This is a genomic window from Priestia iocasae (assembly GCF_016909075.1).
Classification (GTDB): Bacteria; Bacillota; Bacilli; order Bacillales; family Bacillaceae_H; genus Priestia; species Priestia iocasae.
In genome coordinates, this window is the sequence record NZ_JAFBFC010000002.1 from 25,463 (window position 1) to 42,314 (window position 16,852).

At 40.2% G+C, this 16,852-nt stretch carries 15 protein-coding genes and 1 pseudogene; 10 read left to right on the plus strand and 6 right to left on the minus strand.

Annotated features, from left to right (window positions below; genetic code table 11):
• Positions 1-254 precede the first annotated feature (254 nt).
• From JOC83_RS05345 to JOC83_RS05355, 3 genes are all read left to right on the plus strand, one after another.
• On the plus strand, positions 255-557 hold the full coding sequence (locus JOC83_RS05345; RefSeq protein ID WP_205184941.1) for a hypothetical protein: 303 nt from the start codon (positions 255-257) through the stop codon (positions 555-557).
• Between the two features lie 275 nt (positions 558-832).
• Positions 833-1,558, plus strand: a complete 726-nt coding sequence (locus tag JOC83_RS05350; protein WP_205184943.1) for a M48 family metallopeptidase — start codon at positions 833-835, stop codon at positions 1,556-1,558.
• A gap of 254 nt (positions 1,559-1,812) precedes the next feature.
• Positions 1,813-2,118, plus strand: coding sequence for a LapA family protein (locus JOC83_RS05355; RefSeq protein WP_205184945.1), 306 nt, complete (start codon positions 1,813-1,815; stop codon positions 2,116-2,118).
• Between the two features lie 36 nt (positions 2,119-2,154).
• Here JOC83_RS05355 and JOC83_RS05360 read toward each other — a convergent pair whose 3' ends face one another.
• Positions 2,155-3,141, minus strand: coding sequence for a helix-turn-helix transcriptional regulator (locus JOC83_RS05360; RefSeq protein WP_205184948.1), 987 nt, complete (start codon positions 3,139-3,141; stop codon positions 2,155-2,157).
• Positions 3,142-3,368: 227 nt separating this feature from the next.
• Between JOC83_RS05360 and lepB the strand changes: the two genes are divergently transcribed.
• Positions 3,369-3,917: a signal peptidase I gene (lepB, locus tag JOC83_RS05365; RefSeq protein WP_205184951.1), complete on the plus strand. Its 549-nt coding sequence runs from the start codon at positions 3,369-3,371 to the stop codon at positions 3,915-3,917.
• A 113-nt stretch (positions 3,918-4,030) separates the two neighbouring features.
• On the opposite strand, the gene JOC83_RS05370 is transcribed toward lepB, so the two are convergent.
• The gene (locus tag JOC83_RS05370) at positions 4,031-4,867 is read right to left on the minus strand and encodes a glycosyltransferase family 2 protein (RefSeq protein WP_205184954.1); all 837 of its coding nucleotides are present in this window, start codon (positions 4,865-4,867) and stop codon (positions 4,031-4,033) included.
• Between the two features lie 226 nt (positions 4,868-5,093).
• Positions 5,094-7,832, minus strand: coding sequence for an EAL domain-containing protein (locus JOC83_RS05375; protein ID WP_205184957.1), 2,739 nt, complete (start codon positions 7,830-7,832; stop codon positions 5,094-5,096).
• Positions 7,833-8,038: 206 nt separating this feature from the next.
• Between JOC83_RS05375 and JOC83_RS05380 the strand changes: the two genes are divergently transcribed.
• The 3 genes from JOC83_RS05380 to JOC83_RS05390 all read left to right on the plus strand — a co-directional run bounded on the left by JOC83_RS05380 (position 8,039) and on the right by JOC83_RS05390 (position 10,735).
• A complete protein-coding gene (locus tag JOC83_RS05380; RefSeq protein WP_205184960.1) occupies positions 8,039-8,407 on the plus strand; it encodes a PilZ domain-containing protein in 369 nt (122 codons plus the stop codon).
• Positions 8,408-8,522: 115 nt separating this feature from the next.
• Positions 8,523-9,329, plus strand: a complete 807-nt coding sequence (locus JOC83_RS05385) for an LCP family glycopolymer transferase (protein ID WP_205184962.1) — start codon at positions 8,523-8,525, stop codon at positions 9,327-9,329.
• 317 nt (positions 9,330-9,646) lie between these two features.
• Positions 9,647-10,735 (plus strand): acyltransferase family protein, encoded by a 1,089-nt coding sequence (locus JOC83_RS05390; RefSeq protein WP_205184964.1) that lies wholly within the window; start codon positions 9,647-9,649, stop codon positions 10,733-10,735.
• Between the two features lie 13 nt (positions 10,736-10,748).
• On the opposite strand, the gene JOC83_RS05395 is transcribed toward JOC83_RS05390, so the two are convergent.
• Both JOC83_RS05395 and JOC83_RS05400 read right to left on the minus strand, forming a co-directional pair.
• The gene (locus JOC83_RS05395; protein WP_205184966.1) at positions 10,749-11,315 is read right to left on the minus strand and encodes a DNA-3-methyladenine glycosylase I; all 567 of its coding nucleotides are present in this window, start codon (positions 11,313-11,315) and stop codon (positions 10,749-10,751) included.
• Positions 11,316-11,360: 45 nt separating this feature from the next.
• Positions 11,361-12,056, minus strand: a complete 696-nt coding sequence (locus JOC83_RS05400) for a polysaccharide deacetylase family protein (RefSeq protein WP_205184968.1) — start codon at positions 12,054-12,056, stop codon at positions 11,361-11,363.
• 182 nt (positions 12,057-12,238) lie between these two features.
• Between JOC83_RS05400 and JOC83_RS05405 the strand changes: the two are divergent.
• Together JOC83_RS05405 and JOC83_RS05410 are read left to right on the plus strand one after the other, a co-directional pair.
• Positions 12,239-13,057 (plus strand): annotated as a pseudogene (locus JOC83_RS05405) (IS1595 family transposase); the annotation flags it as partial.
• Between the two features lie 152 nt (positions 13,058-13,209).
• Positions 13,210-13,872 (plus strand): Type 1 glutamine amidotransferase-like domain-containing protein, encoded by a 663-nt coding sequence (locus tag JOC83_RS05410; protein ID WP_205184970.1) that lies wholly within the window; start codon positions 13,210-13,212, stop codon positions 13,870-13,872.
• A 154-nt stretch (positions 13,873-14,026) separates the two neighbouring features.
• Here the strand turns inward: JOC83_RS05410 and JOC83_RS05415 are convergent, their stop codons facing one another.
• Positions 14,027-16,015, minus strand: coding sequence for a P-loop NTPase family protein (locus tag JOC83_RS05415; RefSeq protein WP_205184972.1), 1,989 nt, complete (start codon positions 16,013-16,015; stop codon positions 14,027-14,029).
• Positions 16,016-16,229: 214 nt separating this feature from the next.
• Between JOC83_RS05415 and JOC83_RS05420 the strand changes: the two genes are divergently transcribed.
• Complete coding sequence (locus JOC83_RS05420; RefSeq protein WP_205184974.1) at positions 16,230-16,829, plus strand: YdbC family protein; 600 nt, start codon at positions 16,230-16,232, stop codon at positions 16,827-16,829.
• Positions 16,830-16,852 lie beyond the last annotated feature (23 nt).

A 16,852-nucleotide genomic window follows, 5' to 3' on the forward strand; every position in this document is an offset into this window, starting at 1 on the left:
CTAATTTCAGGAAATGTAAAGATAATTCCGAAAATATTTCCCATTTTTAAAGCGGTTTCATTCCTTTTATCATAACCAGGTGTGAGCCCCGCACCTCAAGAAGTGAGCGGAGAATAAAACGAATGAGGAGGTGGAGGATGAATCACCATCTCCATTGTGCAACACGTCAAATAGAAAAGAACATACTTTCTTATTTTTCTCTTGGTTCATAGCATGTGGTATAATATGGATATGTAAGGAAGGAGGTGTCATCCATGCGTATCCATAAAGCAGATCGATTTCGTCTCTATCCAACCATTCCCGAGCAAATGCTGAGTGCTACCATCATGGGGTGTTTCTGTTTTGTCTTCCATTCCCTTTCTTTCAATGGAACACCTCCTACAAAGAAATCCAAAACGATTCATCTAGTTAACATGTTCGTCTTTATAAAAGAGCAAACACCGTTAAAAGCAGTCGACATTATCACTCTTCAACTCTCTTTGCAACATCTCACAGATACCTCACGCTTCTTTAGAAAGCAAAGAGTGAAACAGCAGCGCATTCTCGCAAGCTCTTAATGATGTTCAAATTGTGGTTACACACACGACGTCGTCAAGAATCTCGATCTCCGTCAATGGAATTGCGCTTCTTGTAGCATCCATCATGATGTGAGGAACGAAGCCTATTTAACACTTCCTACTATTAACTTTGAACCTCTACACCTATAAGTCTTAATTATCCGTGCTAACATGTCTTTTAACCGCGTCAACCCTTCTGTCATCAAAATTCTCCCATTTGACAGGTTTGCATTTACAACTTACAATGAAGTTTTGTAGAAAGGAGTACGTATAATATGTATACTTATCACGTTGGTAACCAAACAATTGACTACAAAGTAGAAGTCGTTCCTAATAAAACGAATATTTCGGTTCAAGTGTGTGAAAACGAAGGGGTAACGGTTGTTGTTCCAAGAGGTTTGAATCTAAACAATGTTCGCTTTGTATTAGCGCGTCAAGCGAATTGGATTTTAACACAGTTAAATGGAGAAGAAATGGCCCCATCAACGGAGCAACAATCAGAAGCGGTGGCAGAGAAAACGAACACACCAAAAGCTTCAGAAGCTCCATCATTTGCACAGGATGACAAATTTTCATACTTAGGACGCCTTTATCGTTTAAACATTGTTCGCGAGGATATCGGACAAGCTGAGATGACCTTCCGAGCGAAATTTATCGCAACACTTCCAAATTCATTAAGCGAAGCGGAAGCAAACAGCGAAATTCAATCTCTTTTAACGGATTGGTACCAAGGTCGCGCGAAAGACAAGTTCCAAGAGGCGTTAAAAGAAGTACGCAAGCTAGTAAGCAACGCTCCAAAAGAGGTACAATGGGAAGATCTGCAACAGACACCTTCAAAAGTAATGGATGGTGAAGTTGTATTAAACTGGCGCTTACTAATGGCTCCACTGGCAACAATTGAATACGTTATCGCTTCCCACATAACCGATGCAGACGCATTATATGAAGATGCTGCTGAACGTAAGCAATGGCTTCAAGAACATACATTAACATCATTCTAATTGAACAACCAAAAAGCACTGCCTCTTCCATTCACCTTGATGTGAGTCGAAGAGGCAGTGCTTTTTTCAACAATCTTCCAATATTCCTGGTAGACAAACAACCTGTTGGTGCGTATACTAGAAAAAATGTTTAAGAAAAAATTGCTAGGGTAAACAAATAAAATGAGTTTTTTGATGAAGCATGTAAAAGACTGGATGGAATGCAATCAACAACCTTCTATGTGCAGCATCACGAAAGAGGAAGGAGTGTCTCGATGAAAGGACAACGTTATTTTTTACTTGGGCTTTTGTTTGCACTTATCATTGCGATTTTAGCCATTATTAACAACGAGCCTGTTCAATTTAATTACTTATTCGGTTCACAAGAATGGCCGCTTATTTTAGTCATTTTAGGATCAGCCATTTTTGGTGGTATTGTAGCTGCATCGCTCAGCTTTGTTAAAATTGTTCAGCTTAATAGCCAAATTCGACAGCTGAACAAGAAACTAAACGACATGCCACAGCCCGAACATGCTGTGCCCGTTGAAGAAAAACCAATGGAACAACCATATAAAGAATAAAAAAGCGGGCTGTACTCACAGTCCGCTTTTCATTTATCACTCGTACACTTTCTGCATGCGACGAATTTCTTCTTTTACTTCTTCAACCACATGCTCTGGCGAAATCACTTTGGCTTCACTTCCCCACGTTAAAAGCCAGCCAATGAGTCCTTTACTCATCTTTGCTTTTGTGCGCAGTTCAAAATACGTATCATCGACTTTGCGAATGTCGGCTTCAATGCCAAAGCGGTCAATGACCACATTTAATAAGCTATATGTAAAATGAACCTTTAACCACTCTTCCTCTCCTGCAAACATTTGAAAGGAATGATTCACATATTCAGACAAATGAATGTCTTTCTTTTTAAACGATTCCTCTATGACACGTACGTTTCGCATGCGATCCACTCGGTAGTGACGAAATTGATTCTCGGCTTTAAACTCTCCGATTAAATAATAAAAATCATTATGCCAAATAAGCGCATACGGATAGACGACATATTCATCACCATTTCGCCCTAGCTGAAATTCTTTGTCAACGTTGTACCGACCGTATTGAAAGCCAATGATTTTTTTCGTTGAGATGGCTGTGTGAATACGATCAATGTCAATTTTGATGTACGCATGCTGACTCTTCACCGCTTTATCAAAATACACCGGACTTGGTAGCGACTTTGCCTGCGTTTGACTTGTGAGCTGTTTAATTTTCTCGATGAGCTGCTCTGATTCTTTTTGCGTAATAAATTTTGCAGATAAAACGGCATCAACAAGTAAGCGTAGTTCATATAATTCAAATAATCTCGCTTGATGACTATAAAAATTTTCACCGTATTTCCCTTTGTTTTCAATAATATCAAACTCAGATTCAATTAACGCTTGAAGATCTCGCTTAATTGCACGTGCATCGACTTCATAATCACTTCCAAAGTGATGCTTTAATTTTTCTTTTATGTCTTTAATGGATAATTCGTTTTGTTCGTCTGTTTCTGCTTCTAATATCTCTTTAATTTTTAACAAACGTTGTTTACCCACAATGTCTTTCATGACTGTAATCCCCTTTTATCTTTTTAAATAAGAGCCTTAAATAAAGCTTTTTGTTTCATGTAGCAGTGAATGATGAATCAAACCGTGGATTGGGTTGTGAAACCTCGTAACAAAATCGGTGTCAACTTTGCTTAGTAGTGATAAAATAGATTCGACTATGAACTTATTTTTCTACTATACTTACATGCTGCTACAAAAGATCTCATCGTATGAAGGAGTGACTCACGATGAAACCAGAAGTCAAAACCGAGATATGGCTTTATGTAAAGGTATTAACGGTAACTCTATTTTTCTCCATTGTTCTTCAGCACTTTTTCTTTCAGCCTTACACGGTAAAAGGCGAATCGATGATGCCTACCCTTCATGAGGGGAATAAAATCATTATTGGCAAGCTAAGCAAGCCAGATCGCTTTGACCTTGTCGTACTAAAAGCACCATTTGGCGATGATTTTTTAGTAAAACGTGTGATTGGATTACCTGGAGAAGAAGTTGAATACAAAGATGACGTTCTGTATGTAAACGGAAAGCCGCTAAAAGAGCCACATTTGAATGAATATCGCAACTACTTATCAGCACCTGATCAACTCACCGAAGATTTCTCCGTCGAAGATGTGTCATTATCAAAAAGAATTCCTGCTAATCACATACTGGTTCTTGGTGATAACCGACTTGTAAGCCGAGATGGTCGCCACTTTGGTGTCACACCTATTGATGATGTGGTTGGAGAGGTTCATGTCACCTATTGGCCTATTGATGAGTTAAAAGTGGTGAAGTAATCGCGAATATCCTTATTTTAACATATCTATTTCATTCGCTAACCTGTCATTTCCTTCCATTTATGAAAGATTGAACACGGCGTGATTATCGGATACAAAAGGAGGCGTTCGGATTAAACGCCCCCTTTTGTGCATACCTTTCCAACAAGTCGTGATGCAAACGGTTGTCCGTTCCAGTGTACCTCACTTGTTGCTTTTCGCTTTTTCACATCTGGCTCCTCGAGTAGTAGCCAAAAATTCTTAATGGGTAGCTCTCCTAGTTCGTGCTTGATGCAGAGGCGATTTAAATAGGCTTGACGCATTTCATTTTGAACGGCTGATTGGTTGTCGCCTTCTGCTGAAAACGCGTAAAGAACGCTTGCTACTGGTACACGCTTTACGCGAAAGGAATCTGCTACACGTAAAAAGAAATCCCAATCCCAGTAGTTATGCACACTCACATCAAATTCCCCTATTTTTTCATGAATCAAACGGCGATACATACTGCCTGATGGAACATAGGTCGAAAACGTTCGCATCCCTTCTTTGCTGTATTCGTAGGCAAACAGCGTTCGTGCTGTCGGAATGCGCGTGATCCCCTCCATGCGGTAATCAAACATTTCCACATCTGAAAACACAAAATCCACATCTTGAATATCAACAATCATGCGCTCGATGTGCGTTGGCAAGAGTAAATCATCATCATCCATCAGCATGATATACTCACCCGCTGCATGACGGACGCCGATGTTTCGCACTTCCACATGTCCAACATTTTCAGTTAATGACACAATGCGAAGCGGAAGGAATGCATACACATCTTGTAAGATGTCAATCGATTCGCCTCCATCGTTCACAATAATGATTTCGAAATCTTGATACGTTTGACGACTTAACGATTCAAGTAGCTCCGCTAGTGCAAAAAGCCGATTGTATGTTGGAATGACAATTGAAACAGTTGGTGTGTTCAATTTGTATCCTCCTTTTCTTTCAAAAGAACATTAACACAAGCATACCACAATCCGTTCGACTGCTCACGAGAGGATAGGCTACCTTTATCATTCTCCGATTTCTTCCGTCTTCATACAGACACATAGGTAAAACATAAAAGACGATTTACATGCAAAATCCCTTGCCCACTGAAGGATTGAGGCAAGGGATGTTACGGGCCTGAGTTTTCTCAGCTCCATTATATCGTTAACTACTCATCGCATGGCGCTCAATGCTTTCGTATTTTTGCTCAAATTCAGAAACCGGAAGCGGCTTACTAAAATAATAACCTTGAATTTCATCACACCGCTCTTTTCTTAAAATCTGCACTTGCTCTTGCTCCTCGACGCCTTCTGCCACTACATCTAACTGCAAGCTTTTCGCAATCGTAATAATCGCTTTAACAATGGTCTCTTCCGTTTGATTGGCTTTTAAATCTTGAATGAACGACCTGTCGACCTTGAGTGCATCAATTGGCAGCTTTTTAATGTAACTAAGCGATGAATAACCAGAACCAAAATCGTCAATGGAGATATAGACACCTACTTGCTTCAGTGCATCCAGCTTTTCAATCACACTTCCTACATTTTTAATGGCAACACTTTCAGTGATTTCCAGCTCTAAATAATGCGGAGAAAGCTTTGTTTCCTCAAGAATATTGACTACTTTTGTAACGAAATCGTCTTCTCCAAACTCCACACTTGAAATATTCACGGCCACACGCATCGGAGACATTCCTTCTTCTTGCCAACGCTTATTTTGCATGCATGCGGTATGCAGTACCCACTCACTCATCGGTACAATAAGTCCGGTTTCCTCTGCAATTGGAATAAATTCAGCAGGTGAAATTTGTCCTAGCACAGGATGATTCCATCGGATAAGCGCTTCAACCGCTGCGATCTTCCCTGTTTTCACATGAATTTTCGGCTGATAATAAAGCTCAAACTCATCATTAGCAACCGCTCGGTGAAGATTATCTTCCATGACCATGCGTCTTGTGTCTGCTTGTTGAATCGACGGATCGTAAAATGTCATATTGTTTCGGCCGTTCTTTTTTGTGTGATACATCGCCATTTCTGCTTGCCTAATGAGTGTATCAAGCGTGACGCTATTTTGAGAATACACACTCACCCCAACGCTAGCACTTAAAAACACTTCCACTTCATTAAATGTAAACGGCTGTTGAATCACGGATAAAATGGTTTTTCCAAGTGTACGAATGACTTCTTTGTCACCATTTTTAATCATCAACAAAAAGCCATCTGTTCCAAAGCTAGACAACAAGTCGCTTGGTGAAAGAACTTGTTGAATGCGCTTAGCAATTTCTTTCACGATATGATCTCCAAACGCTCGCCCGTACGTATCATTAAAATAACGGAATCGATCCAAATCCACGACCATAATGCCTAATGATAACCCCTCTTTGTTTGCTCGCATCATCCGATTTTTTGCAACGGTATGAAAAAAGGACGCATTCGGAAGGCCTGTTAATGGATCTTCATAGGTTGTGTGCAGCACCGCTTCTTTTGCTTTTTTATAATCCGTTATGTCTTTTAAAATGGTTTGAATATAGGTTTTCCCTTTTATGAAAATGACGCTTGATTTCGTTTCTAAGGTAAGCTGTTCACCTTTGTCGTTTAAGATTTTTATTTCTCTCACGACATCACTGAGATGCTTACTATTTATCATGTCAGTGATGAGCTGACGAATGTACGTACGCTCTTCTTTTTGAAAAAAGTCAAAAACAGTGCGTCCGACTGCTTCTTCTTTTTTATCGACTCCAACGATTCGAAGCGTTTCTTGATTAACGGATACGATGTTTCCCGCACGATGAACAACAATTGGGAGTGGTGACGAATTAAACAGCTGCTGATAACGATTGTTGACTTCTTGAAGGTCCATGCCAAACTCTTTTTGCTCGGTCACATCACGCATATAGACTAAATATTCGTTCACACCCTCTGCTTCGAGCTTTGTAACGGTTAACTCAATCCATTTCTTTGTTTTGTCTCGAAACGTAAGCATGCGCTCGATACGTTGTCCGACAACGGCTTGAAGAGTACTATAGTCAGGAAACAACGTTGTCATCGATTTACCAATGACCTCACGGGTAAACCACTCATACCCAACCTTGTTCATTTCAAGAATATATCCTTCTTCATTTGTAATAACCATTGGATCGAGTAACGAAGTGAAAATGGCTCCTTTTAACGAGCGATGCTCACGAATGTGACGATTCATCAGCATCGCAATGGCCATTAATACAAATGTAAAGAGAGCAAACACACTGAAAATACTTGCGAGGATGATCGGATCTTCAAGCCATAATTGTTTGCTTTCGTCTGTGACAAGTAGCACAATGTACTGCAAACTAAAAATAGAGAATGTGATCATACACGCATAAATAAATTTAATTAATAGCTGATAGTTTCGTTGATAAAAAATGGCTTGAAACGAAATCCATAAAAACATAAATGAGGCAAGCAGCGCAAACGTTAACGCTAACAGTTGAAATGGATTTTCAAACATAAACTGTACGGATTCCACTTCTATTAAACACGTTGAAAACATAACCAAAAAGCCCACACTCATAAACATACCTCCCCCTAAAAAGGTAAGCATGTTCCGTTTTCCTGTATACACAATCCAAAATGCAAGATAATTACCAATGATGGCACCTAACAGAGCGAGTACCATATGTAATGTATGATGAATGTATGTGTTTGATAGTTGAAATGCCTCAATAGATAACTGTTGAATGCCCCATATACCTACACTATAAATAATGGAAGCCCCTAACATCCATGCGTGTCTTTTGCTTTTCGTTGTTTGTTTTTTAAATTGATCAATAAAGAAAAAGGAGATAAAAATAACGGACACACCAATTCCTAGTGATAAAAAATGTAAAGGAAATGAATACGCCTCTTTTACAATCTGCTCATACATGCTCTTAAACTTCCTTCCACCCATTTTACCTATGATACCATCATACTAAATAGGCCTTTATACGTACATATTTTTTGGAAACTTAACCAAAAATTCACGATTTCTTAAAAAACGTGTTGAAAAATAATGGGCAATGCATATTATTATGTTACATAAGAACGAATCATTACTGGTCCTCCATCACAAAAAGAAGGGAGAAGAGAAACATGAGATTCAAGCGTGATGAACCTTTTCGTTTTACGATTTCACCACCTATTCAAGGAACATTTGTGCTTTTAAAGCCACATGAAAAGGAAGCTCAAACGAAAAAAGGGTTGCTTTCTATTCAAGATATAAGTCCGAGTGGATTGCGTGTAACGTCTCCACTCAACCTACCAGTTGGAAAATTAACCATTCATACGGCTGTACAATTTACAGTGAATGAGAAAGAAATTGAGTTAGATGGTATCTTTATTTGGAAAAAAGAGCTTCATAACGAGTATGCGTATGGAATTGAATGCTTTAATAGCGAGGAAAAACAAAAAGAAGTGATTGACGAAATCAAGCAATACATTAGACGAACGAGTGGCCGGTAAACCAATCAATGACGCGAGCGTGCCGAGGTGGCATGCTCGTTTTTTATGGTAAGGTTTATTTTCTTCTTCTCAGAGGGAATAATAGTGAAAGAGTTTTTTTGAAAGGAGAAGTGAGATGAACCGAAAAAGACGAGCAGAACTTATTGGCGCGCTTGTGTTCACCTTCTTACTATCAACAGTCGGCATCGCCTATTATGGATATTCTCAAGTTGAAGCAGCGGTTGAGGATACATATAAGCCGCTTCACTATCAATCAGACAAACGACACGAAAAAGTAAACATCAAAGAGGCCGAACCCTTGTCCGTTTTATTGATTGAAACAGATGAACACCAGATTGAGTCACTGTCATTATTAGCTATTAACCCTGAAACACCTTCAACTCATGTTGTTCACATAAAAAAAGACACGCTCCCTTTACCTAACGCAGCAACAGAAGAGGTTGTCGCTAGTGTCGAAGCCTTACTGGATGTCCCTATTGATTATTATATGAAAGCCGATGCTCATGCGTTTGGGCAACTGGTCAAATCGGTAAAAGAAATTGAAGTGCAAAACCCAAAAGCCTTTTCAACGGGTGAGTACTCGTTTCCAGAGGGAGCCATCACGCTCAATGAACAAGAAGCACTAGCGTTTGCCACCTTTTCAGGAAGTGAGCAAACAGGTGAAATTGAGAAGAAAAAGCGACAGCAAAAAATCATCAAAGGGGTTCTTCAGCAAGTCAGTACGATTAAGCAAATTCCACAATACGATGACATTTTAAAAATTGTTCGCACACACGTTGAAACCAATGTTACATTTGACGAAATTCGAACCATTCAAAAGCGCTACCGCGAGGCACGAAAAGACGTGACACAGCACGTCGTTCGCAACGATCATGATGCAAAAAGCGTAGCACCAATTGTACGAAAGCAATTAGCACGATAAGCGAGACCGTGATAAAGCCTCTCCTAAACGAGGAGCTTTATCACGGTCTCTTTGATGTGAATCAAAAATGCACCTTTCATCTAGTCATGGAAGATGCAGCTTACAAATCACACTACCTCCTTATTTGCTCATCAACCCATTATTGTCCATCCAAGAACAATCTTTCCATTTTACTAGTCAAATGAACGAATTGAGCGATCCTGTACCCTTCCTTCATGTGACAGAAATTGGTTCTTTTATCCATTGCACCACCTCCAAAAACTTGTTACGATGAAACAGATTTGTCGAAAGATGTCACAAACAAGGAAGTGATCAGCATGAAAAAGCAGATTTCGGAAATCTTTTGGTTGCGTAGTGTGGCATGTATGACCATTGTTTTTATTCACGCGTTAACATTAGTCATTGTGTCGTACTATTCACAAGATGAAACAGCTTATAAGGTGCTTCGTACCCTTCAGCTTCTTTTGATGTATGGAACTCCAATGTTTGTCTTTATTTCTGAATTTCTTTTATCCTATAGCTACAAAGAAACCGTACCAAAAGGGTTTTTCAAGAAACGATTTCAATTTATTTTTCTTCCCTATGTCATCATGGGACTATTTTACGGAGCATACACACAGCGCAAAAATGGTGTAGACGAAATATGGGACCAAATGGTGTTAAACGTCGTACAAGGACAATACCACGGCTATTTCGTTCTTATTATTTTTCAGTTTTATGTGCTACACATTTTATATCAAAAGCTGCACCGTTTTATTCCGATGAAAGTTGCCTTGATTGCTTCATTGTTTATAAACGTAGCGTATTTGAGTGTGATTAACTTTGTGGACGGCCCTACTTTATATGATGTCACACCGTACGTATGGAACATTCAATCTCGCTTACCGTTTTTAGGCTGGATTTTCTACTTTACGGTCGGATTCTATGCAGGACGTCACTATAACGAATTTAAGCAATTTGTCGTGACCAACATTCGAATGATGGTAGCCGTCTTTTTATTATCAGTAGGGACAATCGTGGCCTTTTACTGGACGGAAACTTTAACAATCATTAACTCAAAGCGTGTTGATGTGATGTTTTTAACGCTGTTTGTTATTTTCATTTTGTTTTATCTTGCAACGAAAATGAAGCGTGTGCCAAAGCTATTTATGAAGGTAAGTCAATATTCATTCGGCATTTACTTGCTTCATCCGTTTTTTCAAAGTGAAGTGATGAAGTGGATTAAAGCGACACCGGAAATTAATGGACCCGTCGTGACCACGCTCATTCTACTTGGAACGGGCATTGTTTTCTCAATGATCATGACGCACCTATTAAATTACTTGAAGGTCGGCAAGTACATCATTGGGAAAGTAAACGTTCGTAAAAATCGTTCAGCGACAACTGAGCGTAGTCAAGCGGCATAAGAAAAAGGCTGTCCTAGCGGGCAGCCTTTTGTTTGTAACACACACACGTGGTTAAATGATCATGCACCATTCCCGTTGCTTGCATGAACGCATAGCAAATCGTACTTCCTACAAATGAAAATCCACGCTTTTTCAAGTCTTTACTCATCGCGTCACTAATGGCAGTCGAAGTCGGAACATCTTGAATTCTATCCCATTTGTTGATCACCGGCTTTCCACCGACAAAGCTCCAAATGTAGTCGGAGAATGAACCAAATTCTTGTTGAATCTGTAGAAACGCCTTCGCATTTCGAATGACCGCCTTTACTTTTAACCGATTACGAATGATGCCAGGGTCTTGAAGCAGCTCTTCTACTTTTGCTTCATCATACTGAATGATTTTCTCCGCTTCAAAATGATCAAACACTTCACGGTAGCGCTCGCGCTTACGCAGCACCGTTATCCACGATAGCCCCGCTTGCGCTCCTTCTAAATTCAGCATCTCAAACAGCTTTCGGTCCTCATAAACCGGTACACCCCACTCTTCATCGTGATACTGTATGTAGATTTCTTCCTTTGTCACCCAGTCACAACGCTTCATTGTGTGCCCTCCTTTTTGTTCAGTATAACAAAGGATTACTCTGTTCTACTTTGCATACACTTCTTTAGGGATATATCGAACTGGTAGGTTGTTCTTTGAGTCTGAATCTTTTATTAGAACATGGATACCAAAATATTCGTCAGGTGGCATGTATTCCATATCATGCCAAAACAGAAAGTTACTAAAGTAAAACTCATCTCGGTGAACGTCAATCCCTTTTGCATAGCCATATTCTTTTTTTAGATATTGATTAACTCGTTCAATTTGCTCTTCTGTTGTAAGAACATCTTTTAAATAGATTTGCTTTCCTGTTAGCAAATTAAAGTTAAAGAATTGGGAGCTACTAAATGTATATTCAGAATTACCATCTTTTCTCGTCCCCGCCCCTCTGTATACAACCACACTTAATTTATTATTAAAGTTATATGGAATCTGGGAATTTAATGAAACCCAATGATACGTTGATGGATCTTGTTCATTTTTTTCAACCATCATCTGTTGTTGTTTTTTCACTTCATCTCCTATCTTAGAAAACACTGCATTAATTGATTGTTGCACTTCTTTATTCATAATGGTTGGAAATTGAGGATATCTGAAAAAATCAGATTTTCCTGGTAAATTCCCATCAACAAACTTAACTTCTACTCCTCTAATTTGGGCGATATCACGAGGAAGCTTTTCATATGTAGAAAGATTTGATTGAGATACATATACATTCCCACCTAAATCGTAGACTTTCATTCCTCCAGTAAATTCTCTAATAGCATACACTCTCCACATGGAACCTTTTTTAGCGACTCGGTGAAAGGATGAACCAGATGCATCTCTCTTATATAACTTTACATCTTTTACAAACACGAGCCTGCCGATTTGCCCTTCATTTACTTCGTTTTCTCCCCACTTGCTAAGCTTTACAGTTCTTAATTGAACGCCAGCGTTACCGCTGTAAGGACTGTGGGAAGACCTTTACGGATGTAACCAATACACCGTTAAAAGGATCTCACCTTTCCCATAAATGGCTGGATTTTATCCATTGTATGATCGAAGGGTATTCCTTACGAAAGGCATCAGAGCTAATCGGTGTTCATCACGTCACCCTGTTCTACTGGCGGCACCAAGTTTTATCTGCCCTAAAGCAGATGAACATTGACCATTTTTCTGGTATCGCCGAAATGGACGAGACCTATTTCCTGTACTCTGAAAAAGGGAAACGGAAGATAACTGGCCGCAAAGCCCGTAAACGTGGCGATGCATCCCAATTTCGTGGCATCAGTAAGGAACAGGTCTGCGTATTGGCTACGAGGGACCGCCAAAAACAAACTTACTCAAAAGTGTTAGGGCAAGGACGCATTGTTAAAACAAAACTTGACCAAGCGATTGGTTCTAAGGTATCCACTACGAATACCCTATGCACAGATGCCTGGAGAGCTTTCAAAGCCTATGCAAAAGAAAAAGGAATCGAACATTACCCGTTTAAATCTGATGGTAAGGAACGGATAAAGGGACTATACCATATCCAAAATGTCAATAACTATCACAGTCGCTTAAAGGGCTGAATGAACCGATTCAATGGTGTGGCGACCAAGTACCTCGACCATTATTTGAGCTGGTTTCTGTTTTTAGATACGATCCGTTTCCGAAACGACTCTACAACTATAAGTAAGATGATTGTCGAAAGCTGCTTATTTCCCACCGTGGCGACTTATGATAAATTGAGGTTATCTACATTCAAAGTCTCATAAGCCTTGTTCAACTATCAGGCAGGTTAGGTGAAGGGTGTTGTGTAACTTGTATTCAATAATGGGGTCATATTGAGAGTTTTTTTTGTGACAAGAAAACGGAATGATGACGCAAGGAATAAATGGTGGATTTACACTTTGCTATGGGGGTATTTATGAAAACTCATTATTATTTAGGTTGGTTTAACGATTCTTTTCCAGAGAATCTGGGCAGTGTGTTACAGGCAGATATAACTGATAGAAAATCGCTTGCTATGATTAGCTCAAATCCATCTATTTATGAAGATAATGGTGCTACTGAACGATCGTGGCTTGACCAGGCTGGCATTATATTTGATGAATATCATCTAATTAATTATCACGTACAGAAGGAAGATGCCCAAACGATAATTCAAAATGCTTCAGTCATTTTCTTATTGGGGGGGAACACTCTTAAACAAAATGGTTTTTTGATGGAATATGAATTATCGGATTCGATTAAAAAAAGCAGCGGCGTTGTGATTGGAGCAAGTGCTGGTGCAATCAATATGTCCGCAAAATGGTTATGCTCGAAAAACTTTGGATATAAAGTTGAAATGAGCTCTGTTTACGACGGAATTGGTCTTGACAAATTTTCCGTCCTTTCTCATTTTGATCTCGAAAATAACATTACGTTGGTCCAAAGCGAACTATCTCTCCTATCGGAGGAAATAAACATTTATGCTTCGAACAAAGATTGTGCTGTACGTGTAAAGGGAGACAAAATCGACATTTTTGGCAATGTTTTTTTAATTTCCCACTCCAAGATTCAGAAATTGGATGAGACGCTCTGCTTGTAGTGTCACTTATTTCTTCTTCAACTAAAGGGTGCTAATCTTCAATAAGGCTTTAAAACAAGTACCCCAAATCGGGTCCTTGTTTTAGGATCATTATCAACAATATTATTTAACATAGCTTTTAGATAAAATAAAAACCCTGGTCATATGACCAGGGTTAACTTAACAACACGCCTTCCTCTTCTTCTACCGTTTGTTTGACAAGGCTGTAGATGTCTTTTAGAAACGCTGGATAGTTCGTGTCTGTTGGCTGCGGAAAGGCTTCGTGAAGAAGGTGTTGAACTCGTTTTTCACGTTCAGCAATGCTTTTCTCTTCGTATGCTTGCTTCCATTCATTTCGTCGGTGCAGCCGGCCTTCTGCGTACGCTTGCAGCTTTTGACTGAAGCGAGTCATAATTCGCTCAATGGCTTGCTCCTTCGCTTGCTGTGTCACATGTGGACGAGACCATCCAGATGGCTGGGTGAAAAAGAGGGTGTACACATGCGTTTGCATGTCTGCACAAAACACGGTCGCCGGATTTCCTTTTGCCTCTTTTTCCGGCATGCTCATGGCAAAGCAAAGTGCCTGTAGCTCACGCCAATGCCACGTTTGCTTGTTCCATTTTTCATAAAAAGAAGCAATTCCTCGGTCGATAGCAAGCGGCACCATCATGTTCACATAAAGAGGTGTGGCCGGCTCTTCGTCGTGATTACGTTCATGTTTTAACGCCTGTATAAACGTGTGACATAAAGCGGTCGTATGAGGGTCCTCGATTGCTGAATGCAAGTTACGAAACACATAGATACCGTTTTGTGTCAGGCTTCGTTCAACAATTTGCTTCGCATAACAGCCAAGATCTCTTTCGATTTCTGTCAGCATCTCTTTTACATGATCCATCATGTAGCTTGTACGCTGCGACTTCGTGCCCCCATATAAGCGGTCTTCATGGGTCAAGCACAGCATTAGCTTATTACCTTGTCCATTTACAAGTAGCTGTTTAACAAGAGAAGCTGATAACGGTTCACTCATGTCTTGTACAAATACAATCACATCACACTGACGAAGCGCTTCAATATTTGTGAGTGAGAAATCGTGTTCTTGTATTTCTTCCATGACAAGTGATAGCTCCTGTTGAAACGGCCCTTTGACACGCACACTTTCAATAAAGGGTGTAAGCGTTCCTTCATATTTTTCACGCTGATACGTCGTCAGTCGCTCAATCGTATGAAATAAGGCTGAACGGTCTTGCGCTTTATGTGACCAGGCGAGTGGCCAATCATCATCCGTAAAGGTCCATGTGCCTGCTTTCACTAAAAACAGCATGCTTTCGATTCGGTTCATCAATGTCTCCACGATTTGATGACATTCCATCCGCTCGTTCCACTTGTCAAAAAACTGTGTCTCAAGCTCTTGTTTGCCTAACGCCTCTGCGATGGTCAAAGCTTCGGTTTGAATTTGTTCTACATCTTCAAGTAGCGCACCGTGAATGCTTGTTTTACCAGGTAGCGTCTGTCCAGTGTACGGCAGTGTCACCGGTAGTGAACCAAGTACGTACGATAAGCTTGCATCGAGTCGATGAAACAATGTGTAGATGAGTTCTTGATCCGTTCCACCGCTCGCATACTCATATGCCGCTTCAGCGATCAGCTTCTCAACGTCTCGCTGTACACGTGCTCGTTGCTTGAAGGTAAGGACGACTTCAAATTCCGGTTGATGACTGGTGACGTATTGAACACATGGACGAAACGGATTCACAACGGCTGTTGCTGGAAAACGTTCATCTTGTGTGAGTGACAGCATGCGACGAATGAGCGCCGTTTTCCCAGCCCCCTTTTCTCCAGCAAACGCTACCCGACGGTACGATTCACGCGCCGGTAGCGATACGTATTCATCTTGCACCACACTCGGTGAACTAACAAATACATCATCGTAAAAAGCAGATACAACTCTCGCATCATATCTAGCAGCGACACGCACCCTCGCTTGTGGCATCCAATCTTCTTTTTCAAGTAACAACGCATTCATCTCTTGTACCAATCGGTCCATTTCCTGGTCGTCCCTTGTGTTCATCCATCGCTTCACACGCCGACCTTGTTTGAGCGGATGCTGAAACGAAAGACACCACCCATCGCGGTGAAATGAGCGGACTTTTTGAGCACGGTACATATTCCTCTCCCCTTTATGATTCATCATGATTTAATCTATGCGAGTGCTCGTCCACATTATGACTGTTATCATCTTTTATTTGCTTACCGCTTGTTCTAGATTTAAATACTAATTACGGCTTTCCAATGAACCAAACTTGAACTCTTATCATTTTTATAGAAGAGAGAAGGTTTTTCACAAAGAAAGCGCGAAAAAGAAAGAGAGGTGATTAGAGATGTTAGCAAAAACAATCGACTGCCAAATCCCAGTAACGAAAAAAGATGCCTTTTTGTATACACAACAGCATTGGTCAGCCCTCACGCACATACCTGGTTTTATCGGTCAGCTTGGTGGATGGGATTTAGAAGATGAAACAAACAGCTGTATCATCGGGCTGTGGGACGATGAGTATTTTTACCGTGACTTTATGAAGAATACGCATGACTCGATTTTTTATCAAAGTGGTCAGCAAAAAATATATGACCAGCTTCATGTGTCTACCGCGTCAAATTCTCACTTTGTTCAAGGGGTATATCGTTATTTCAGAAGTAGTGCGATGGAAACGAACTATATGATTAAAACAACGTTAACCGTTACCGACTATGACAAACAGCTCGCTCATATTCTTACTAAAAGCGTGCAGCATCCTGGCTATCGCTGTTTAATTAACGTTGTCGTTCCCATCTCTCAAACTACTATCACAATTGTATCGCTATACGGAACGGCTTGCCCACCGAAGACGATTGATACACTCGTCCATCCAGACGTGAGAGACGCAAAGCAATCCATTTACAAAATTGATAAGAAATGGCTTGTGCTTGCTCAGCAAGTATAGAAAAGGGGCTCTGACGATGATTG